Origin of the sequence: Pedobacter sp. KBS0701 (genome assembly GCF_005938645.2) — a bacterium.
Classification (GTDB): domain Bacteria; phylum Bacteroidota; class Bacteroidia; order Sphingobacteriales; family Sphingobacteriaceae; genus Pedobacter.
Genome location: NZ_CP042171.1, coordinates 1,745,821 through 1,768,240 on the forward strand (window position 1 = coordinate 1,745,821; position 22,420 = coordinate 1,768,240).

General features: G+C 37.8%; 15 protein-coding genes. 7 read left to right on the forward strand and 8 right to left on the reverse strand.

The window, feature by feature from the left end:
- Nucleotides 1–36: 36 nt before the first annotated feature.
- The 3 genes from FFJ24_RS06840 to FFJ24_RS06850 form a co-directional block, all read right to left on the reverse strand.
- Nucleotides 37–1,122 (reverse strand): Fic family protein, encoded by a 1,086-nt coding sequence (locus tag FFJ24_RS06840; protein WP_138823776.1) that lies wholly within the window; start codon nucleotides 1,120–1,122, stop codon nucleotides 37–39.
- A gap of 211 nt (nucleotides 1,123–1,333) precedes the next feature.
- Nucleotides 1,334–1,969 carry a hypothetical protein gene (locus FFJ24_RS06845; protein ID WP_138823778.1) on the reverse strand — a complete coding sequence of 212 codons (636 nt, stop codon included), beginning with the start codon at nucleotides 1,967–1,969 and terminating at the stop codon, nucleotides 1,334–1,336.
- Nucleotides 1,970–2,081: 112 nt separating this feature from the next.
- The gene (locus FFJ24_RS06850) at nucleotides 2,082–7,673 is read right to left on the reverse strand and encodes an alpha-2-macroglobulin (RefSeq protein WP_138823780.1); all 5,592 of its coding nucleotides are present in this window, start codon (nucleotides 7,671–7,673) and stop codon (nucleotides 2,082–2,084) included.
- Nucleotides 7,674–7,886: 213 nt separating this feature from the next.
- On the opposite strand from FFJ24_RS06850, the gene FFJ24_RS06855 reads away from it, so the two are divergent.
- Together FFJ24_RS06855 and FFJ24_RS06860 are read left to right on the forward strand one after the other, a co-directional pair.
- A complete protein-coding gene (locus tag FFJ24_RS06855) occupies nucleotides 7,887–8,321 on the forward strand; it encodes a nuclear transport factor 2 family protein (protein ID WP_138823782.1) in 435 nt (144 codons plus the stop codon).
- A gap of 48 nt (nucleotides 8,322–8,369) precedes the next feature.
- A complete protein-coding gene (locus FFJ24_RS06860; RefSeq protein WP_138823784.1) occupies nucleotides 8,370–9,524 on the forward strand; it encodes an ATP-binding protein in 1,155 nt (384 codons plus the stop codon).
- Nucleotides 9,525–9,683: 159 nt separating this feature from the next.
- Here the strand turns inward: FFJ24_RS06860 and FFJ24_RS06865 are convergent, their stop codons facing one another.
- Nucleotides 9,684–10,088, reverse strand: a complete 405-nt coding sequence (locus tag FFJ24_RS06865) for a hypothetical protein (RefSeq protein ID WP_138823786.1) — start codon at nucleotides 10,086–10,088, stop codon at nucleotides 9,684–9,686.
- A gap of 73 nt (nucleotides 10,089–10,161) precedes the next feature.
- Nucleotides 10,162–12,726 carry a type I DNA topoisomerase gene (gene topA / locus FFJ24_RS06870; protein WP_138823788.1) on the reverse strand — a complete coding sequence of 855 codons (2,565 nt, stop codon included), beginning with the start codon at nucleotides 12,724–12,726 and terminating at the stop codon, nucleotides 10,162–10,164.
- A gap of 554 nt (nucleotides 12,727–13,280) precedes the next feature.
- Here topA and FFJ24_RS06875 point away from each other — a divergent pair.
- On the forward strand, nucleotides 13,281–13,793 hold the full coding sequence (locus tag FFJ24_RS06875; protein WP_057934336.1) for a glutathione peroxidase: 513 nt from the start codon (nucleotides 13,281–13,283) through the stop codon (nucleotides 13,791–13,793).
- Between the two features lie 347 nt (nucleotides 13,794–14,140).
- On the opposite strand, the gene FFJ24_RS06880 is transcribed toward FFJ24_RS06875, so the two are convergent.
- Together FFJ24_RS06880 and FFJ24_RS06885 are read right to left on the reverse strand one after the other, a co-directional pair.
- Nucleotides 14,141–14,977 carry an MBL fold metallo-hydrolase gene (locus FFJ24_RS06880; RefSeq protein WP_138823790.1) on the reverse strand — a complete coding sequence of 279 codons (837 nt, stop codon included), beginning with the start codon at nucleotides 14,975–14,977 and terminating at the stop codon, nucleotides 14,141–14,143.
- A 46-nt stretch (nucleotides 14,978–15,023) separates the two neighbouring features.
- The gene (locus tag FFJ24_RS06885; RefSeq protein WP_138823792.1) at nucleotides 15,024–15,467 is read right to left on the reverse strand and encodes a MarR family winged helix-turn-helix transcriptional regulator; all 444 of its coding nucleotides are present in this window, start codon (nucleotides 15,465–15,467) and stop codon (nucleotides 15,024–15,026) included.
- 170 nt (nucleotides 15,468–15,637) lie between these two features.
- Between FFJ24_RS06885 and FFJ24_RS06890 the strand changes: the two genes are divergently transcribed.
- On the forward strand, nucleotides 15,638–16,867 hold the full coding sequence (locus tag FFJ24_RS06890) for an MFS transporter (protein WP_138823794.1): 1,230 nt from the start codon (nucleotides 15,638–15,640) through the stop codon (nucleotides 16,865–16,867).
- Between the two features lie 148 nt (nucleotides 16,868–17,015).
- Here FFJ24_RS06890 and FFJ24_RS06895 read toward each other — a convergent pair whose 3' ends face one another.
- The gene (locus FFJ24_RS06895) at nucleotides 17,016–18,035 is read right to left on the reverse strand and encodes a LacI family DNA-binding transcriptional regulator (RefSeq protein WP_138823796.1); all 1,020 of its coding nucleotides are present in this window, start codon (nucleotides 18,033–18,035) and stop codon (nucleotides 17,016–17,018) included.
- Nucleotides 18,036–18,287: 252 nt separating this feature from the next.
- Between FFJ24_RS06895 and FFJ24_RS06900 the strand changes: the two genes are divergently transcribed.
- The 3 genes from FFJ24_RS06900 (at nucleotide 18,288) to uxuA (ending at nucleotide 22,308) form a co-directional block, all read left to right on the forward strand.
- Nucleotides 18,288–20,117: a glycoside hydrolase family 2 protein gene (locus tag FFJ24_RS06900; protein WP_168202403.1), complete on the forward strand. Its 1,830-nt coding sequence runs from the start codon at nucleotides 18,288–18,290 to the stop codon at nucleotides 20,115–20,117.
- Nucleotides 20,118–20,252: 135 nt separating this feature from the next.
- A complete protein-coding gene (locus FFJ24_RS06905; protein ID WP_138823798.1) occupies nucleotides 20,253–21,077 on the forward strand; it encodes an SDR family oxidoreductase in 825 nt (274 codons plus the stop codon).
- 67 nt (nucleotides 21,078–21,144) lie between these two features.
- Nucleotides 21,145–22,308, forward strand: a complete 1,164-nt coding sequence (gene uxuA / locus FFJ24_RS06910) for a mannonate dehydratase (protein ID WP_138823800.1) — start codon at nucleotides 21,145–21,147, stop codon at nucleotides 22,306–22,308.
- Nucleotides 22,309–22,420 lie beyond the last annotated feature (112 nt).

Consider the following 22,420-nt stretch of genomic DNA (forward strand, 5'->3'; position numbering starts at 1 on the left):
GAGAGGTTTTATTTGTAAATTTATACTCAGGCGTATTTAATTTTTCTCTAAAATGTCAAGTAATTTATAATTGATATAAAGCTTTTCTTTTCCCACTTTAGTTGATTTTAAGAAACCATTAGACTCTAATAGAGTAAGGTAATTCCCGACGGTTTTAGGTGTTCCTAAATTTGCATTTGTTAATGTCTGTCGTTTTGTATAGGGTAATTTGAATAAAATTTCAATTAAGTCTTTTGAATACACTTTAGGTAATCTCAATTTAATTTCATCGGCAGTTACATTCATTAATCTAGTAATATTTTCCAATTGGGTAATGCCTGTCTTCGCTGTAACCTCTATCATATCCAGCATATAAATGATATAAGGCTCCCAATTGTTAGTTTCGGTTACAGCTTTTAGATTTTTATAATAATCATTTTTATTCTTGATGATGTACCCGCTTAAGTAAATTGCAGGAATGTGTAAAAGCTTACTTATTTTTAAATATAATAAAAGCAAAATACGTCCTGTTCTACCATTTCCATCAGCGAAAGGGTGTATTGCCTCAAACTGATAGTGCATTGCCGCCATTTTTATTAAAGGATCAATTTCTTTGTTGCTATTTATGAATTTTTCTAAATCAGCTAATTTTTCCCTAATAATATTTTCGCCTGTGGGTGGCGTGTAAATCACTTCGCCTTTATTGTTTTTTAAAGTTGTTCCTGGTGTGTTTCTAATTGCTGCCTGGTTCTGTTTTATACATTGTACTATCTCTATACATAAATTTGTGGTGATAAAGGGTTTCTTTTCTAATTTTTTTAAACCTAGCCACAAAGCTTCTTTGTAATTTAAGACCTCCTTTGTCAAGCTATTCTCAAAATTATTGTCGGCTACTAGGTTTTTGTATAGTTCATCATTTGTTGTAATGATGTTTTCAATTTCTGAACTGGCTTTTGCTTCTTGTAAATGAATGGTATCTAAAAAAAGTGTTGGGTTTGGTAAATTAACAAGTGCACCATTTAATTGAGCAAGCGCTCTGCTTGCAGAAATTGTTTTAAGCAATATTTCTCTGGTTTCGATATCCTTATTAGGAGGTAATAAGGGTAATTTATTATAAGGTATTTCTCGTTTAAACTTTTCCATAACAGAAGTAAATTTTACCTGCAATCATACAACGAGTGTAAATATAGTTAAATTTTACACTCGTAATTTATACAAGGGTAAAATTTACGCTCGTAATATAAACGGGAGTAAAATAAATTTAATTTTACCCTCGTTTTTTAAGTGTCCTAATTATCTGGCTGATCCTATACTATTTAAGATCGATTTTACTAAGCTTAAGCGATTTATAAAATTATTTATCAAGTCCCTTATTTAATATCGTTTCAAAAACTGGCCGGAAATACAGTAAAACTTTATCATTTATGAGTTTGTAATTTTCTTTATCAAAAACCACATCATCGAATTTGTGATTTTTGTAGCCAGGCGCCAGAAGTATTTTTAAATTATTGCTTCCTTTTAAATACCTAATTAATGATAAATTATAAAACAATATTGGTCGCTTATCATATATACTCAATGTTGCAATGCCAAAATCATGATCGAAACCATAAAACATTTGCATAGGATCTGTTAAGGTATAAGCATTTTCTTTTCTAATAATTATAATTTGATCCAGGTTATTTTTAATGCAGAAATCTTCAGCATAAGCAACCATTTTTTTGTATTTATTTCGCTGAGAAAAATACTCCAGTTCCTTAAAATCAAAATTTTCTAATTCCTTATTTTCAATATCTTTTTTATTTAAATAATCAGTTAAATAAGTTAACAGATTAAAACTTAAGTCGTTCTCAGCAAGTGCTTTGGGTTTAAATGCTCCTTTCAGGTAAACGTATCCCATTTGATAGTTAATGTCGGAGACAATTCCGGTTTTTTGTGCAATTGAACACAACGGAACAAGAAAAATTAAAATCGTAAATATAATTTTCATTTTAGACGGTCTCTGTTTATGAATACGTTTTATTTCCTCTATTTTTTCATTCGTATCTCACGAAAAATTTAAACCTCCCAGGTTTTTAAAACCTGGGAGGTTTAAAGATATTCTATTTCACCACCTGCACCCACTTACCTGCTTCTGTGGCCGAAATATCATTATTATACATCGCTTCACATTGAACAGCCGATAAGTAATATTTACCCAGATAAGATGCGTTCAGCAATACCTTATAAACCAGGCTTTCGCCCTCTCTAACATTAAAGTAAGTGAAAACGCGATCATCCCTAATGTCCTGATAGGTAAAAGGAGATGAAGCTAAAATACTCTGGTTATCGTTAACGCGGGTATTAATAATTTCCCATCCCGAAGGGAAAATTTGAGTTAATGCCATTTGTTCGTAGTAACCCATCCTGCCAGGATTTTTTACCGTTACCTCTGCGTAGAAATCTGTTCCTTGTTTTAAAGTAGTAGGATCTAGAACTTTTCCGTTTAAACGTTTGTAGCTCACACTCATATCTAAAACCTCAGGACGGTTAGGTAAAAAGTTGTTCTGACCAGCAACTGGTTGACCTTCTAAAACCAAGCGAACAAAAAGTACATTATTTCCATTGTTAGTAACCGATGCGGTGTTGCCTTTAAAGGTTACAGGTGTGCTGTTAATATATTGATTTGAATTAACAGGTGCCGTTTTTCCATCTAATATATATTGGTACTGCAATTTATTGGCAGACTGATTTGAACCGCAGAATTTAGCGATAGCCAGCAAACTGTAAGCGGTTGTTTGTGTGCTATACCAGGTGTTTTCACCAAGTTTGGCTGCTAAAGGTTGTAATAAACTGGCTGCTTTTGCTTTCTGACCGAGTAGGGTTAAGGTTTCTAAAATCATGGCTTGATCACGAACATCAGACCCATAAGTGCCACCCAGTTGTTTGTAAGCCTGGATGGAAGTATCCAGTCCTCTAATAATGTTCAGGGCCACCTCATTTTGCCCAGCTAGTTTATAAGCTGCTGCCAAACGCCATTTCGCTGCCACAGATAAATATTGGAAAGCTTTTAAACGGTTCATGGCAGCCATTTCAGGCTTTTTAGCCAATGCCAGCATGTATAAACGGTACGCTTGTGATAGATCGCCACCATAGAAATTATTACTGTTTGGTGCCCAGTTTGTCGCTTTTGATTTTTGAAAGCGCAATAACTCATCCAGAAGGCCGACAGGTAAGGTATAACCAGCATTTTGTGCCTCAATTAAGAAATGACCGGCATAATTACTTCCCCATTCGTCAGATGTTCCTTCTCCAGGCCAGTAAGATAAACCACCATCAGTAGTTTGGAAACCTTTTAGTCTGTTTATTCCAGCTTTGATGTTTTTCTCTGTTTTGGCTTTCTGCTGATCATTCAATGGGCTCAACCGATCTAAAAATAGTTGTGGGAATATGCCTGATGTAGTTTGTTCAATACAGCCATGGGGATATTGAATGAGGTAACTCAATCTTTTGCCAAGGTTAATCGCCGGAATAGAAGATACTTCTAGTGAACCAGAATTGGTACCGGTCATTCCGATCGGTAAATAGTTTACAGCCCATTTGGTATGCGGCTGAACCGTTGCAGACACCACATTGGTTACATAAGGATTTGGATTTCTGATGTCCATTTCTACATCGTAAACCGTTTTTTCTGATCCACTTTGCGCGATCACTTTTACCTTGGCAATACCTACATTGTTCGGTGCTTTTACCTCAAAGGAGGTCATCTGCTCGCCCGTTTGTTTGTAGTAAAGCTGTTGTTTATTATTGCCCTGAACAATTAAATTACTGGCCTGAAGCTGTACGGATACCTTTTTAAGGTTATTCTCTGTAGCGAAAACGGTTACAGGCAGCGTAAAACTCTCACCTGGGCCAATTACTCTTGGCAAGGTAGCCAAAACCATTAAAGGCTTCTTAACCTGAACCGATTTTTCTGCAAAACCATAAGCTGCATCCTGTCCGGCAACTACCATAGCCCTCACCGCGCCAATATATTGCGGTAATTTAAATTTGTGTGTTTTACTTTCTCCTTTACCAATGGTAAACGGCCCCATAAATTTAACTACTGCTTTAAAGCGGTTCGCTTTAGCCGGATTAAGGTTTTTGTTGATGCTACCATCACCACCGATGCTTAAAATACGCTCTAAATTTCCACCCCATGCGCCAAGTACATAGTCGAATAAATCCCATGTTTTAACACCCAAACCTTCGCGGGCATAAAATGCACCATGTGGATCCGGTGTTTTAAATCGGGTTAAATCCAATAAACCTTCATCAACCAGGGCAATGGTATAGGTCATCGCTTTACCGTTCTGCTCGCCAACAGTGATGGTGTTTTCGGTTTCCGGTTTAATTTTATCGGCCATTTTAATGGTCGGTTTTAAAATGGTTTGCGGATCTTCTATAGAAAGTGGAATAGCTCCATACATTCTAATTGGTAAATCGTTAACTGTTTGTGCATGCGGTTGTAATAAAGTAATATTGGCAAAAACATTAGGTGCCATCTCTTTTTCAGCTTTGAACTTAAATTGCGTTTGTCCGGCTTTGGTATCTACCCAGAAGGTTTTTAATACCCGGCTTCCATTTTCAATGGAGATCAGTGCTCTTCCGTTTTTGCCCGTTGGAATGGTTAGGGTAATATCTTCTCCAACGGTAAATTTTTCTTTATTGGCTGTGAAAGATAACATAGAGGCCTCAGTTGGGTTGCTGCCTTGTTCACGTTGTGCCCAGCCCGGCCAATCAATGTAAACAGATTTGCCGGTAACATGTCCGCCATTTACATCGCGTACTAAAATTAAATAACGGCCCCATTCTGGTTCATCAACGCGTAAATTCCAGCTTCCTTTTCCGTTGAATAGGTTTACCTGATGACTTTCTACCAGTTTATTGAACTGGTTTTGAGTGAAATTGGCGTAAGTGTTCTGATCATCCTGTTCCCACCACCAGCGCCATTGGGTTTTATACAACTCTACTGTAACGGTTTTGGTGCCGCTCAATAATTTTCCATCGGTATTTACATTAACGATTTCAATTTTATGCTCTTTTCCGGTAACCAACATACCACTTAAACGATCGCCCTTTTCAGCACGGATCCCTAAATAGCTGTTGTATACGTGATAGGGAATACTGAAATTATCGATGCTGAAGTTACCTCCCGGTTCGAAAACTTTTGTGGTGAAATTTGCTCTTAATACACCAGGAGCAGTATTGTTCTCATTTAGATTGGTGTTAATCTGAGCGGTACCGTTTTGGTTTAATGTACCTTCGAAAATGGTTTTAACCTGCGATTCAAAGTTAACCGTAGGATTATCAAAACTAAAACCCTCAAAGCCTTTAAACTTGGTTTCGGTGGTGTTTAAGTTTACATCAACCTTTGCTTTTAAGTTTTGTGCAACGGCACCGAACAGCCATTTAGCAGATAGGGTAGCAGCTGAGGTTCCTGCGCTTAAATATGTTTTATTGCCAACGTTGAAATCAATTTTCAAGCGGTTTGGCATTACGGTTTCAATTTTTAAGGTTTTGGTAAAAGTAGCACCGCCTGCTTTCACTTTGGCCATCCAGTTACCGGTAGGTGCAGTACTTTCTGTCGCGGTTTTAAAGGTGTAGAATCCATTTAAAGGCTTGCCATTAATCAATCTTTTGTAAAGCTGGCCTTTAGGATTATAGAATTCCATGGTTACCGGGTAGTTGGCCGGAAGTTTTTTTAATTTATCTTCCAGAACGAAAGAAACAAATAAACTGTCGCCAGGTCTCCAAACGCCACGTTCTCCATAAATAAAACCTTTTAATCCACTTTGAACTATATCGCCTCCCACATCGAACCGGCTTAAAGGAAGTGAGCTGCCATCGTCTAATTTAAGGTAGCCACGTTCCGAACCATTTTTAGCGATCAATAAAAATGGCTGGCGTTTCAGGTCAAAACTTGCAAAACCATCACCATCAGTTTTAGTCGTAAAAATGATCTGTTTCTGGTAATCCATTAATTCCAGGTTTATACCACTCAATGGTTTTGCTGTTAATAAATCTGTTGCGACAATCAGCATGCTATTGTCGTTACCGCGTTTAGCCACTAAGCCTATATTTGAGGCAATTAAGTTTCTGCTAGCCCAGCGCTGGTTGGTATAAAATGATGGTGTACATGGATTGTCTTTATCATCCCATCTGTAATTTGGCGGATAATAATTATTATAACGCTGCCAAAAATCATCATCCTCATCAATCTTTTCACCATAACCTTCATAATCCCCATATTCGCTTTCTTCATCATTACCATCGCCTTTTTCTACTCCGGCTTTGCAATTGTAAGCGTTATATTCCTGTCTGAAAGCAATGGTAACACGGTACATCGCACCAGGTTCAGTACGGATCATTTTATCCAGATCGAGTGTAAAGCGGTTCTTTTTATGAAGGTTAAGCGCTTTATCTTCATCTAAGCGTACCGTTTTTTGCAGAATTGGTTTGGCTACTCTCCGCAATTCGTTACCATCTTTATAACTATTGGTTTGAAAAAACTGCGGAATGTTGTTTTCATAAATCTTGATCACTGTTACATCAACAGCCTTTAAATTAATTGCTTCAAAAGGTAAAACCAATTTTCCTGAATTGGGTAAAATGGTGCCAGCACCTGCAATGGTAACTGATGGTAGTTTATCTTCGAAGACAAGATTGGCTACTTTACCGGTGGTTAGCGTTTTGGCGTTGATATTTTCGACCCCTGCATTTACACTTAAAGCATAATTGCCTTTTAATTCTTCTGGTGCGTACACTTTAACCTGACTGGCATCAATGGTGTACCTAACATCACTTAGGTTGCCCAGGGTGATCATACCGGTTAAATCCTGTCCTACACCAATTGGTTCAGAAAACTGTACCAATGCATAATCTTCTTCTCCCTGAATGGCTTTCATATCAAGGATTTCGAATTTATTTATGGACGGAACACGAACTTCTACTTCTCCTTTTTGATCGGCATCAATGGCATCACCATCCCATTCTAATTTTAAATTTTGGTCGTTACCCGTCTTTTTAATGCTATCGATGGTAAATTTCGAGGTGTTTTTAGCCGGATCATGTTGCCATTTGATTTTTAATTTCTGATCAAAATCCAGTGACAGCGTTTTTTCAATTTTACTTGTTTCTTCCACGTCGGCAGTAGCTACTTCACCTGTAAGTTTCATGTAATCCAGAGAAGTGTTGTTTTGCGACACCAATCCGTTTTGAGAAAGCATGATCCCCGGGGTAATTACTTTAAACTCAAAATCGAAGTCTTCAAGACCTTTTTCTGTAGGAGAAACTTCCGAAAGTTTAAAGGTCGCCTCGTAGTTTTTACCTGGTTTAAGGCTTTCATCAGGTCTGAATTCAACTGTTTGAGGGTCTATCCAATAGGTTTTTCCAGAGATAGAAGGAGAGAAGTCGAAAAGTTCGCGGGTATCTGCTTTGCCCAGATCCTGCATGCCCGTTGCGGCATTAGCCAGGTGGACGCGGATAAAACTCTTTTTCGAAATGGTACCGGAAGTATAAGCTTCGATATATTTCGCATAAGCCTGGTTTTCTTCGTGATTTTTCTTTTTCCTGTTAAAATAAATAAATACGATTGCAACTATTGAAATAGCGAGCAAGCCAATAAAAATAAATTTCTTTTTTGAGGACGATTGGTAGGTAGATGGTTGTTCCATAAATGAAATTCGTTAAGATAAATGAGATTATAACGCTGCGGTTGCCACAATTGTTATGCCGTAATTCACTCGAATATACCGAAATTCCACTGTTCCACCCGAAAATCAACTAAATTGAAGTTAAAAGAAATAATGTTGAAAATTAAAGTGAATGGTTTGTTCATTTGCAGGGTTTTGAATATGTTTACAGCATCAACTTCAATAAAACCAGATATGACAAAGAAACTCTTAATTCTTTCGTGTTTATTAATTTCTATGCATTTTTGTTTTGCGCAAAAAACAAATGCAGAAAAAGAAGTAAATGATTCTGTAAGCAAACTGATCAGCTTAATGATAAATCCTGATAGTCTGGGTTTGGACAAATTGTTACTCAATAACCTGAGTTATGGCCACTCAAGCGGGAAAGTGCAAACTAAACAAGAGTTTATGCATTCGCTTCTTTCTGGTGAATCTGATTTTCTAGATATCAACTTAACGGATCAATCGGTTATTATTCAGAATAAAACAGCCTTAGTTAGGCATACCTTAAATGCTAAAACGAATGATAAAAATGTTCCAGGAAATGTAAAATTATATATTCTTTTAATCTGGAGTAAAGAAAAATCAGGCTGGAAGTTGCTTGGAAGGCAGGCTGTTAAGGTTCTATGATTTTTTTTACAATTTCGGAATCCGATTCCGAAATTGTAAATTTATAAAATGATAGAAAGAACTGCTAAAAAAGAACTTCTTGATTTAAGTAATCAATTTAAATCAGTAGCCGTAATTGGCCCAAGGCAATCTGGAAAAACTACCTTAACAAAAAATGTTTTTCCAGAGAAACCCTATGTTTCTCTGGAAAATCCGGATACGCGTTTATACGCCGAAGATGACCCTCGTGGATTTTTAAGTCAATTTCCTAATGGAGCTATCTTAGATGAGGCCCAGAGGACCCCTAAACTCTTTTCTTATATACAGCAAATTCTTGATGAATCGAAGTCTAAAGGAAAGTTCATCATAACTGGATCTAATAATTTCTTACTTCAAGAAAGTATTGTGCAAAGCTTAGCTGGGAGAGTAGCTTACATTAAACTGCTACCTCTTTCTATCCCAGAATTAAAATCTGCAAATTTGCTTGAAGAAAATATTAATAGTTTTATTCTTAAGGGCGGTTATCCACCTATCTATGATCAAAACATTCCGCCGAATAAATGGCACCAAAATTATATAAATACCTATTTGGAAAAAGATGTGAGGCAGATAAAGAATATTACCAATTTATCATTATTCGAAAGGTTTTTAAGACTATGTGCAGGTAGGACCGGGCAGTTACTAAATATGAACAGTTTAGGAATTGAAGTTGGGGTAGACAGCAAAACAATTGCTTCGTGGATTGCGGTTCTTGAAAGTAGTTTCGTGATACATCTACTGCGACCTCATCATCAGAACTTTAATAAACGTATAGTTAAAATGCCAAAGTTATATTTTTATGATACAGGATTGGCAGCAGCTTTACTTGGAATACAAAATGAACAACAATTGGATACTCACCCAGGTAAAGGAAGCCTTTTCGAAAATATGGTTATTATTGAAATGTTAAAATCAAGATTTAATTTAGGTTTAAGCGATAATCTATATTTCTGGAGGGATAATGTGGGGAATGAGATTGATGTTCTGATTGATGAAGGAGGTACGCTTTATCCTATTGAAATTAAGGCTGGCAAAACCATAAACACCGATTACTTTAAGGGCATTAATTTTTGGAATAAATTGACTTCTGGAATAGGAGGTACAATAATATATGCAGGAAATCAATCGCAGATAAGGAGTAATGATATTAATATTTATCCTTGGAACAGCATCGGTTGGAAATAACTAGACGGACAAGCGGTTAAGGTGCCTTAGCTGAGTTTGGAGTTGAGCGTTTGGAGTTGTGAGGACTAAATGCAGAAGAAAAAATTTATCATTTAATTTTTTCTTCATACTTTTAAATCGTTAGAAAAAGACTCCAGACTCACCACTCCAAACTCCCAACTATTTTATCATCACCCCCGGTCTGTTCACTAATGGAATTTTAATCAGATTAGAGTCGATAATGCTTTCAGGTAAGAAAATAAATTTTTTGTCGTAAATGGTACTGCCGATGTAATAGCTCAGCCAGTATTCGTTGGTTAAACCAAAAACCTCGGGATCAATGGCTTCTACGCCAGCAAAAGAATTTGCTTCCATATCACCAACAAAGTGCCTTAATACAGAAGTTTTTACCTGCTTACCGTCTTTTTCTCCATAACCCTTAGAGCTGATTAAAACATTGGTTATGGGTTCGTTTTTTAAATTGACGAGATAAACCGTCCAGCTTTTTACTTCAGGTGTTTCGCCCATTAATACAACGGCCATTGCGATATCTTCAACTGTATTTTCTGGTAAATCTGATTTCAATTGGGTTAACTGTTAAATTGTTTAATCGTACTGTGTAAATTAATGAATTTCAAGATGATCTTTAATCTTAGATTTATTTCTTCTTCGCTACAGCCTTTTTTGCCGGCGCTGCTTTTTTCTTTGCGGGTGCTTTTTTCTTCGTTTCAAAAGCATTAGGCACCTGTTCCACGATCATTTTCTTCACCGTTTCCAAATCAATGTCTGCCAGTTCTTCCGGTGTATATTTCTGCTTGGTCGCCTCGTTATTCCTTAATTTGAGCATCAGTTTGCCAAAACGGATAAACGGTCCCCAACGGCCATTCTCAATAGAGATTTTTTCAGCATCCCAGGTTTTAATGTACCTGTTGGCTTCTTTTTCTACTTTTTTGCCGATTAAGGTATTAATATCTTCTTGTGTTAAATTGTCGAAATCGTATCCTTTTGCCGGAATATTGATAAAAAGATCGTTCCATTTGATAAACGGACCAAAACGGCCTTTTCCTTTTGTTACCCCTAAACCTTCGTAAAAAGCAATCGGCGCATCAGCATCCATTTTCTCTTTGATAATTTCAACTGCTCTTTCGTAAGTTACCGATAGCGGCTCTTCGTTTTTAGGAAGAGAAATAAAACTTTCGCCCCACTTTACATAAGGACCAAAACGGCCAACCCCAATCATTACTTCCTTACCTTCAAAATCAGGAAGCTGGAAAGGAAGTTTAAATAGTTCAAGCGCTTCATCTAAAGTAATGGTTGCAACAGATTGTGTGCGCATTAAGCTGGCATACCGGGGTTTTTCCTCTTCATCCAATTCTCCAATCTGAACCAATGGGCCAAATTTACCAACCTTAGTATATACATTTTTACCAGTTGCCGGATCTAATCCCAATAAACGCTCACCTGTAGCACGTTCGGCAGTTTCTAAAGTGGTTTCTACTTCGCTATGGAAAGGATTATAAAAAGAATGCAGCATTTTGGTCCACTCTTGTAAACCTTGCGCAATTTCGTCAAATTCCTTTTCTACTTTGGCCGTAAAGTTAAAATCTACAATACCTTTAAAATGTTCTACTAAGAAATCGTTTACTACTTCACCTATATCAGTAGGGAAAAGTTTCGATTTTTCTGCACCGGTAATTTCCGATTTAATTTCTTTTTTTACCTGTCCACCAGCTAAAACAAAAGCAGTAAACTTTCGTTGTTTGCCGTCTCTATCTTCTTTAACCACATAACCACGGTTTTGTACGGTAGAAATAGTTGGTGCATAAGTAGACGGGCGACCAATGCCCAGTTCTTCCAGTTTTTTAACCAAACTGGCTTCTGTATATCTGGCTGGCGGGCGCGAATAACGCTCCGTGGCCTGCATTTCTTTTAAAAATAATTCCTGCCCCTTACTTAAAGGAGGTAAAATTGCACCACCTTCTTTTTCTTCGTTTTCTTCATCATCCGTAGATTCCAGGTAAACTTTTAAGAAACCATCGAACTTTAATACTTCACCTTCTGCCACTAAATGTTCTTTTCTGGTTGAAGCGGTAATCTGTGCGGTTGTCTTTTCAAACAAAGCTTCACTCATTTGCGAAGCAATGGAACGTTTCCAGATCAAATCGTATAAACGTTTTTCTGAAATATCTCCATCTACGGTATGTCTGTCGAAATATGTCGGGCGGATGGCTTCGTGAGCTTCTTGCGCACCAGCCGATTTGGTTTTATAAACGCGGTGTTGGTGGTATTTATCTCCATAAGCAGATTTAATCTCGGCAGCAGCAGCATTTAATGCGGTTTCTGATAAATTTACAGAGTCTGTTCTCATGTAAGTAATCTTACCCGCTTCGTACAATCTCTGCGCAACCTGCATGGTTCTCGCAACCGAAAAACCTAATTTTCTGGAAGCTTCCTGTTGCAGGGTAGAAGTGGTAAAAGGGGCGGCCGGATTGCGCTTTGCCGGACGGGTTTCTAAACTCGTGATATCGAATTTAGCATTTACACAATCCTGAAGAAATTTTTCGGCATCCGCTTCACTTTCAAAACGTTGTGGCAATTCTGCCTTCACCATTTCTTTTCCTTTTCCGGTAGAAAACTGTGCAGTAATTTTATAAGCAGCGGCTGCATTAAAGTTTAAAACTTCGCGTTCTCTATCCACAATTAAACGTACGGCCACGGATTGTACACGGCCTGCAGAAAGGGATGGTTTTACTTTTTTCCATAATACAGGAGAAAGTTCAAAACCCACCAAACGATCCAATACACGGCGAGCCTGTTGAGCATTTACCAGATTATAATCAATCCCACGGGGACTATCGATTGCTTTTAGAATTGCAGGTTTGGTAATTTCATGAAATACAATACGTTTTGTTTTCTCTACTTTCAGGCCTAAAGTTTCAAATAAGTGCCAGGAGATGGCTTCTCCCTCGCGGTCCTCATCGGATGCCAGCCATACCATTTCGGCCTCTTTAGCTAGTTTTTTTAATTCGGCGACAACATTTTTCTTGTCGGCGGGAACCTCGTAGGTTTGGGCAAAATTGTTCTTAATATCAATCGCCATATCGCCTTTAACTAAATCACGGATGTGGCCATAGCTAGATTTCACAAGGAAATCTTTGCCTAAATAGCCTTCTATAGTTTTAGCTTTTGCGGGTGACTCGACGATTAATAAATTTTTGGCCATGAAATACGTTTTTGTGCAAATAAAGCTATAATTAAAGCATAAATCCAAACCTGAGGAGAATTTAATATATTTTTTTTATCAATTAAGTGATAAATATGTTGGTTTATATGTCGATTTTAATCTGGTTTTAATCTTTTTTATTTTTGAAAAGCAATAACAATGCTGTTAGGTTGAGGTTGGGCCCGCCCCCGTTTCTGCCGATGAAAAATCGGCATCTCACTTCGGTCGGGTTTAGTTGGCTTGGCTGATGCTGCTATTCAGGTTTTAATAGCGTTTTGCTAGTATGAAGCGATAAGAACAGACTTTGTTAATTAAACCGGATAGAGCGGAATAGCCCACAGCGCAGCGGGGACTATAAGCGATAGCAGGGCTACAACTGCGAAGAACTACTGCGCGCTCATTTCTTGATCAAAAGAAATAATGATTTATGACAAATAGCCGCCTTATTGGCAATACCTCAAATGCTTTAATTATGGATATCACATAATTTACAGCCACATTACATCAAGACAACCGTTTTGTACCTATATTCGTATATAAAAATAAAAACAACGATGATCAGCACTATTCTAATCCTATTAAACTTATTGGTATCTCCACCAAAAAATGTTTACGATTTCAGCTTTAAAACCATTGATGGTAAGGAAATTAAGCTTTCTAAATTTAAAGGCAAAAAAATCCTAATTGTTAACACTGCATCTAAATGTGGTTTTACGCCACAGTATGAAGATTTAGAAAAACTTCAGAAACAATATGGTAAAAAGGTCGTATTAATCGGTTTCCCGGCGGGTAACTTTGGCGGACAGGAATTTTCTACTAATGCAGAAATTAAAGAGTTTTGCACCGGGAAGTATAATGTTTCGTTTTTGCTTGCAGAAAAAAGCAGTGTTAAAGGCGATGATATCAGTCCTTTGTTTAAGTATTTAACTTCTCAGACCAATACTGAAGAGCAGGGTGATATTAAATGGAATTTTGAGAAATTTCTAATCAACGAAAAAGGAGAATTGGTACACCGTTTCCGTTCTAAAACAAAACCTACTGACGAGGCGATCGTAAAAAACCTGTAAAAGGATGTAAAATGGATTATGTAAGAGGGGAGATGAATTTCTTTCTTCTGCAAATTATTTAAAAGGTAAAGTGGTATAGCCATTTTGCCTTTTTTTATACACAATATAGGAGAGATTGGAGAATTTTGGGCAAGAGAAAGGGGCTTAAATCCATAAGCCCCAATAAACCAAACAAACTATTTATGAAGTTTAAATAAAACGCCTGTTTAGCTAAAAAGTTTTTGAAAAAAATAAATTTATTAGTTGATAATATTGCGTTAACAGATCAATCCCTATTTATAACGTAAAATGGGCGATACTGTAACCAAATTGATGGAAAAAGGCGGGATATTTTTGACGCTGAGATGTTAAAACAGGTTAAGTTGCTCGGGTTGGTATAGGCTGGGATCGAAGTTGTAAACTTCAGGTGTATTTTGCCTGTTGCTAACGTAATAGAGCGCTGTTTCCTCATGTCTCGAAGCTACTTTTACAAGAGTATCACCGGCCACATTTTTAAAAAGACTTTCAACTAAGTCAGCGTTGTTATTATCTTTTGATAAGTGGCTCAGTAATAGATGGCTCATGTATGGCGCTTTGTGGTTGATGAAAAGTTCCAGTGCCTGTGCATTGCTCAGGTGGCCATGGCCACCTGTAATCCTTCTTTTCAAAAAATAAGGATATTTACCACGCTCCAGCATCGCTGCATCATAATTGGCTTCTAAGAAAGCGGCATGACAGTTTTTGAAATGGCTAATTAAACGATCGCATATTGAGCCAATATCTGTAAAAACCCCAACTCTTACTTCATTACATTCAACAGTAAAACTATAAGGATCAGCGGCATCGTGAACTTTAGAAAAGGCGGTAATCTTTAAGTTGCCAATATGAATATGTTGTTGATGGTTTAATGAAAAGGTATTGTTTGCATCCAAAAGAAGCCGGCTGCTTTTTAAGGTAGCTGTACTGATGTAGACCGGGAGTTTATATTTTTTAGCAAAAACAGCTAACCCTTTAATATGGTCGCTATGTTCGTGCGAGATAAAAACAGCTTTTACTTTGCTTACAGGCAAACCCAAACGGTTCATCCGGATTTCAACCTCTTTGCAGGTTAGGCCGATATCAACCAAAACAGCTTCATTATCATTACCTATATAGTAACAATTGCCATTACTGCCTGAATTGATTGATGTAAAATATAAAGCCATTTTGAGGTTGCAAGATAAGGCTTATTTGGCGAAGCAAAAAAGAAAATTATACTCTGACACCATTGTGTTCTACTAAACGCGAAAGCAAGGGTAAAAAAGCCTGGATGAGGTTGATTTCTTCAGAAGAAAAGATTTTTTCCATGGTTTGTACCAGCCATTCTTCTTTTATTTTTCTACTTGCAACAATATGTTTTTCGCCAAGTTTGGTTAAGCCGATAAAAACCTTTCGTTTGTCCTCTTCACTTGGAAAGCGCTCTACACATTTAGCATCAAACAGGCGGTTAATGATCTGCGAAATGGCTTGTTTGGATACTCTTTCCATGTCTGCCAGTTCTGTAGAAAGCATTTTGCCATGTTGTTCCAATAACGACATGGTCAGTAATTCAGCGTTACTAAAGTCTGAACTTACATTTTGCTTGCGTAACTCCCTGGTTAAGCGGGTAACGGTGCTTCTTAATTTTGCGGCAATCTCTTGTGTTTGAGTAGGCATATTATTGGTAAATAAACTTTACAAATATAAGGTTTTATTTCTATAGATGAACTAAAGAGCTTTTATTAGGTGTGTGAATTATGATGATAGCGTGATAAAAAGACGTACTTTTTGTTTTACAGTTTAATTAGAATTTTATACTTTTGTAAAGTTACTTTACTATTTTGATTATGAGTATTTTTCGTTCGTTAAGACATTACAATTACAGGTTATTTTTTACAGGCCAGGCCATTTCATTAATAGGTACTTGGATGCAGCGTGTTGCCATTAGCTGGTTGGTTTACCGTTTAACAGGTTCGGCATTTTTATTGGGACTGATTACTTTTTTAAGTTTAATCCCTTCGCTGGTACTGGCGCCTTATGCAGGGAGCTATGTTGACAGGCATAACAAGTATAAGATTTTAGTGATTACCCAGGTCATACTGATGCTTCAGGCTGGTGCTCTGGCTTTAATGATCTGGTTTAAGGTGTACGATATGTTCTGGATTGCAGCACTTGCGCTGGTTCAGGGCCTGGTAAATGCTTTTGATGTTACCGCCCGACAATCGTTAATGGTAAATTTAATTGATGATAAAGAAGATTTGCCCAATGCCATAGCCCTCAATTCTTCAATGTTTAATGCGGCAAGGTTGATCGGGCCGGCATTGGCAGGAATAATTTTAAGTACCTGGGGTGAAGATATCTGTTTCCTGATCAATTTCGTAAGCTTTATTGCGGTATTAGGTTGTTTGGTTATGATGAAACTGAAACTCACCAGGCATCAAAAATCGACAGAAAATATCTGGATCGACCTGAAAAAAGGCTACGATTATCTTAAATCATCTCCGGATTTGGCCTCTATGGTATTAATGATGGCCGCATCGAGTTTATTGGTAATCCCTTTTACTACTTTGTTGCCTGTTTTTGCAAAAGATATTTTTAATGGAAATGCCACAACATTTGGCTGGTTTGAAAGTGCTGCAGGGCTTGGGGCTTTCTTCGGGGCAATTTATATGGCTACTTTAAAGGCAGGCCAAAATCTACAGAAAATTGTTATGATGTCGGGTGTGCTGCTGGCTATTTCTGTTGTGGCGCTGGCTATATCCCCATCACTTATTATGGCTTTAATTTGCACCAGTATGGCTGCCTTAGGCTTAATGGCGCAAACTTCATCTATTAATACCTATTTGCAAACCCACGCCGATGATGTCATGCGGGGCAGGACTTTAAGTTATTATATTATGGCTTACCAGGGGGTATTGCCGATCGGAAGTTTATTGATGGGTTATTTGGCGCATATTTTTGGTACCCAGGTTGTAGTCGCCTTTGAAGGTGTTGCAGGGTTGTTGATTGTGGCTGCGTTTGTATATCATGAAAAACATAGAAATCAATTGAATAGCAGTGCGATGTCGCTGAATTAATATTTCGTCCGTTTTTTTGTGTGAGTGGTCGTCACCCTGAATTTATTTCAGGGTCTTAATAGATAAAGATGCTGAAATAAATTCAGCATGACGATCGCGTGGATATAAAGTTGCGCGCAAAACGCCAGCCGCTATACACTACCCGCATTTACCCGTGCACCATCAACTTACAATCGACCATTACTTTTTGGTAATTATGAATATCAATTTCTTTGTTAATCAATTGTATCAATAAAGAAATTGCATTTTCACCTACCGATTCGGGGTTTTCTTCAACAGAGGCGATAGGGGGTGAATCGAGATAACTGATGAAAGAAGTGTTGCCAAATCCTATACATTCCAATTTGTTAGTGTTCAAGTGGTTGGTGGATTTTAGGTATTTGATCGCATCGAATAAGATAGGTTCTTTAAAAGCCACAAGTGCAGTGGGTTTATTTTCCGGATAGATGAACAAATTCTTAATTGCCGAGATTGTATTTTCCTTATCAAAATCGGTATAAGCAACTAATTCTGATGAAAAAGGTAGCTCTTTATCCTTTAAGGCATTGATATAGCCATTAAAGCGATCGTGCGTGAAATTAATCATTTTGGGGCCACCCAAATAAGCGATCTTCTGATGCCCCCTGTCTATTAGAAACTTGGTAGCCTGGTAACAGCCCTGGAAAGTATTGCACAATACTTTGTGGCAGTTGAGGTTAAAACTCGGGTTCCGGGTATAATATACTACCGGAATGCCTATGTTTTCGAACTGGTTTAGGTGTGCAAAATCTTGTGTATACTTCGAAATAGCCACAATTAAGCCATCTACCCGGCTCCGTAACAGCATATTTGCAGATTGAATCTCTTTTTCCAGCTCATCGTGAGATTGACTGATAATCACATTGTATCCATTTTGTGTGGCAAACTGCTCTATTCCATAAATACTCCTGGTAAAAAAGTGATCTAAAAGATTGGGTAAAATAACGCCAATAATGCGCGATCTCTTTTCTTTTAAATTGATAGCTGATTTATTCGGCGTAAAATGCAGATCGCGTGCCATTTCCTGAACACGCTGCCTGGTGTATGCGTTTATGGTTGGGTAATTGTTAAGGGCTTTTGATACTGTTGAAACTGACATCTTTAACTTCTCAGCCAGGAATTTCAGTGTAACAGGGGTATTGTTCATCATCTTTTCCAATCTCAGTACATAATTAAGAAAAAAAGCAATTATTTCAAACGTTTGAAATGTATTTTCAGTAGATTTTATCGCGCTTTGGCCTTTTTAAAACCACTTAATCTGTTAAGCTTTTCTAAATTCGTTATCACAATATAAACCAAGCAAAAACAGAATCTTGCTCAAATTTAGGCTAGCGACAGAGAAACCGTCCGCAATTAATTGTTAGTTTTGAAACGATCAATTAATAATATTAAAACTTAAGTTATGCTAAAAACAACCTATAGCGTATTTTTAATCTGCTTTTCGCTTCTTTCATCATTCAGTTACGGTCAGGTTACGGCTATACAGAATATTCAGGGCCGGAAAATCCAGAGTCTTAATGGTAAATGGAATTATATTGTCGATCCTTACGAAAATGGTTATTATGATTATCGTCATGATCCATACGATCAATCGAAAACCGGATCCGGGGGCTTTTATGATGATAAAGTTCAGAAAGATAAGTCAGAGCTGATTGAGTATGATTTCGATCATTCGCCTCAAATGAATGTTCCAGGTGATTGGAATTCGCAATCAGAAAAATTAGAGCTTTACGAGGGCAATGTTTGGCTCCGTAAAAAGTTTGATGCAAAACCCGAAAAAGGGAAAAAATATTTCGTTTACTTTGGTGCAGTAAATTACGAAGCCCATGTTTATCTCAACGGTAAAAAACTAGGGGTACACAAAGGTGGTTTTACGCCCTTTCAGTTCGATGTAACCAATAATTTAAAAGCTGGCGAAAACTCCCTGGTGCTTAAAGTTGATAATATCCGTAAACAGGATGAAATTCCCACTGTAAATACCGATTGGTGGAATTATGGAGGCATTACACGTGATGTTTTTTTAGCAGAATTTCCTGAGCATTTTATCAGTGATTACAAACTTCAGCTCGTTAAAGGAAATAATAACCTGTTAAGTTTTTCGGTAAAACTTGCCGATGCCACTGCCGGACAGGAAATCACACTTTCTATCCCTGAGCTTAAGCTCGAAAAGAAATATAAAACCGATGGCGAAGGTAAAATTGCTGATGAGTTTACCTGGAACAATTTAAGCTTATGGTCGCCCGAAACACCAAAATTATATGCCGTAAATATTAAAACCGATAAAGAAAATATTAATGATAAAATTGGTTTCAGGACTATTCGGGTTGATGGCGATAGCATCCTGTTAAATGGTAAGTCTGTTTTTTTAAGAGGAATATCACTTCATGATGAAAACCCTCTTTTAGCCGGGCGATTACGCTCAGAAGGGGATATGCGGATGATGTTGCAATGGGCAAAAGACATGAATTGTAACTACGTTCGGCTGGCACATTACCCGCATAACGAGGAGATGATTCGCCTTGCCGATGAAATGGGACTATTGGTTTGGGCCGAAGTGCCTGTTTACTGGACCATTAGCTGGACCAACCCGGCAACCTATGCCAATGCCAAAAAACAATTGACTGATTTAATTGTACGCGATAAAAACAGGGCCAGTGTAATCGTTTGGTCGATCGGGAATGAAACCCCGCTTAGTGATGCCCGTTTAAGTTTTATGAGTAATCTGGCAGAAACTGCCCGCACATTAGATGATACCCGTTTGGTGGCTGCTGCTTTAGAGGTGCACCGAGAAGGGAATACGATCATTTTAAACGATCCTTTGGGCGAAAAAATTGATCTGGTTAGTTTTAATGAATATGCCGGCTGGTACTGGGGAGGTAATCCATCGGAAATTACCAAATACAATTTCGATATCAAATATAAAAAACCTGTGGTAGTGACTGAATTTGGTGGCGACGCACTAGGCGGGTTCCATGCTGATGAAAATACCCGCTGGAGCGAAGAGTACCAGGAGGCATTGTATAAAAACCAGATTACGATGTTGAGCAAAATCGGTGCTTTACGCGGGATGACGCCATGGATTTTAACCGACTTCAGATCGCCAAGAAGACAACATCCAATTTATCAGAATTTCTGGAACCGCAAAGGATTAATCAGTGAAACAGGTAAGAAAAAGAAAGCGTTTTATGTATTAAAAGATTTTTATGACCAGATGCAGGTTAAATATAAATAAATAAAGAACCATAATCTGTTGATTAACGGATCATCAGATTATAAAATATAATTTATGGATAAATGTGAGACTGCAACAGCAAGTAGTTTACACACGCCATTGTAAGGGTATAGAATAAATAAAAGAACTAAATAAATGGTAAAAGAAATAGAAGGCCTGTTTTCGTTAAAAAACAAGGTGGTAGTGGTTACAGGTGCTACGGGTGTTTTGGGTGAGGCTTTTGTAAATGGATTATGTGCCGCTGGTGCTGTAATTGTTGTTATAGGAAGAAATGAAGAGGCTGCAAAACAAAGGGTTACTGATGTAACAAATGCAGGAGGAAAAGCCATTTATATAATTGCTAATGTATTGGATGAGCAGAACCTGCTTGATGCGAATGAAAACATTATCAAAGAATTTGGCCGCATAGATGCCCTGGTAAACGCAGCGGGTGGAAATGTGGCGGAAGCTGTGATTCAGCCAGGAAGTGATATTTTTGATCTTAATATTCCGGCCCTGAAACAGGCATTTGACCTCAATTTATTTGGAACCATTTTGCCTACGCAGATTTTTGGTAAAGAAATCGCAAAAAATGGGGGAAGTATCGTGAATATTTCATCTGTTTCGGCTAACCAGGCCATCACACGCGTATTGGGTTACTCATTGGCCAAAACTTCAATAGATTGTTATACCAAATGGATGGCTGTAGAACTGGCCAACCGCTATCAGGATAAAATCAGGATCAACTCAATTGTTCCAGGCTTTTTTATCACCAACCAAAACAGGGCTTTACTGACCAATGCAGATGGTAGCTTAACTGCAAGAGGGCAGGCCATTATTTATAAAACACCATTTAAACGTTTCGGTGCTCCTGAAGAGTTAATTGGTGCATTGGTGTATTTGCTAAGTGACGCCTCTAAATTTGTAAACGGCGAAAATATTAAAGTAGATGGAGGATTTACTGCGTTCTCCGGAGTTTAAATATCTGTGTAATGCTCCAACTATTATCGGTGTAATCATATAAATCAGTGTAATCATATATTATATAATGAAAAAATTAGAACAAACCTGGCGTTGGTATGGGCCAAACGATCCGGTTAGCTTACAAGACGTTAAACAGGCTGGCGCTACAGGTATTGTAACTGCATTGCATCATATTGCACATGGCGAAGTTTGGCCATTGGAAGATATTCAGGAAAGAAAAGCCATTATTGAGGCTGCCGGTTTAACCTGGTCAGTTGTAGAAAGTGTTCCCGTACACGAAGCGATTAAAACACGTAGAGCAGATGCCGGGCAGTATATTGAGAATTATAAAACCTCTTTGCGTAACCTTTCGGCCAGCGGAATTAAGATCGTATGTTATAATTTTATGCCGGTTTTAGACTGGACACGTACGCAACTGGACCTGGAAATGACCGATGGATCGAAAGCGCTTTATTTTAACTGGATCGATCTGGCTATTTTTGATCTTTATATTTTAAAGAGGGAAGGTGCAGCAGCTGATTATTCGAAATCTATTTTAGATCGGGCTGCAGCTAAATTTGCTACCTTGTCAGAACAGGATTTGGTTAATCTTCGGATCAATGTATTAATGGGGATCCCCAACGAGAAAGAAATCGAACTGGATACCTTGCGTAACAGTATTAATGAATACAAAGCTATTGGTACACAGGGTTTAAAAGAAAATCTGAAATTTTTCTTATCTGCTATTGCTGAGGTTTGTACAGAGGAAGGCATTAAAATGACCATTCATCCGGACGATCCTCCTTATGCGATTTTGGGTTTACCAAGGATAGCAAGTACACTGGATGATTTTAATTACATTATCAAAGAAGTAGACCAGGCTTTTAACGGGGTTTGTTTCTGTACGGGTTCTCTGGGTGCCGGTATGGGGAATAATGCATTAGAAATCTTCAATGCGGTTAAAGAGCGGGTGTATTTTGCGCATTTACGTAATGTTAAAAAAGATGAAGATGGTAGTTTTTATGAAGCAGATCATCTAGGTGGCGATGTAAACATGTACGAAATCATGAAAGCATTAACAGAAGAAAATGCACTTCGGGATAAATCGATTCCGTTCCGTCCGGATCATGGTCACCAGATGCTGGATGACCTTGCAAAAGAAACCAATCCGGGTTATTCGGCTATCGGCAGGTTAAGAGGTTTGGCCGAACTAAGGGGATTAGAAATCGGGGTTACAGGGAATTATTAACCCAGAGTATCGGAACTAAATAAGCAGCCGTCACCCTGAATTCATTTCGGGGTCTTCCAGAATGCGCACAGATAAACATTGATTTATTCGTGCGCATTCTTGTATCCGCTTT

Coding starts and splice junctions, on each gene's coding strand:
- FFJ24_RS06840 (WP_138823776.1), bottom strand. CDS start 1,122: ATGGAAAAGTTTAAACGAGAAATACCTTATAATAAATTACCCTTATTA.
- FFJ24_RS06845 (WP_138823778.1), bottom strand. CDS start 1,969: ATGAAAATTATATTTACGATTTTAATTTTTCTTGTTCCGTTGTGTTCA.
- FFJ24_RS06850 (WP_138823780.1), bottom strand. CDS start 7,673: ATGGAACAACCATCTACCTACCAATCGTCCTCAAAAAAGAAATTTATT.
- FFJ24_RS06855 (WP_138823782.1), top strand. CDS start 7,887: ATGACAAAGAAACTCTTAATTCTTTCGTGTTTATTAATTTCTATGCAT.
- FFJ24_RS06860 (WP_138823784.1), top strand. CDS start 8,370: ATGATAGAAAGAACTGCTAAAAAAGAACTTCTTGATTTAAGTAATCAA.
- topA (WP_138823788.1), bottom strand. CDS start 12,726: ATGGCCAAAAATTTATTAATCGTCGAGTCACCCGCAAAAGCTAAAACT.
- FFJ24_RS06875 (WP_057934336.1), top strand. CDS start 13,281: ATGATCAGCACTATTCTAATCCTATTAAACTTATTGGTATCTCCACCA.
- FFJ24_RS06880 (WP_138823790.1), bottom strand. CDS start 14,977: ATGGCTTTATATTTTACATCAATCAATTCAGGCAGTAATGGCAATTGT.
- FFJ24_RS06885 (WP_138823792.1), bottom strand. CDS start 15,467: ATGCCTACTCAAACACAAGAGATTGCCGCAAAATTAAGAAGCACCGTT.
- FFJ24_RS06890 (WP_138823794.1), top strand. CDS start 15,638: ATGAGTATTTTTCGTTCGTTAAGACATTACAATTACAGGTTATTTTTT.
- FFJ24_RS06895 (WP_138823796.1), bottom strand. CDS start 18,035: ATGATGAACAATACCCCTGTTACACTGAAATTCCTGGCTGAGAAGTTA.
- FFJ24_RS06900 (WP_168202403.1), top strand. CDS start 18,288: ATGCTAAAAACAACCTATAGCGTATTTTTAATCTGCTTTTCGCTTCTT.
- FFJ24_RS06905 (WP_138823798.1), top strand. CDS start 20,253: ATGGTAAAAGAAATAGAAGGCCTGTTTTCGTTAAAAAACAAGGTGGTA.
- uxuA (WP_138823800.1), top strand. CDS start 21,145: ATGAAAAAATTAGAACAAACCTGGCGTTGGTATGGGCCAAACGATCCG.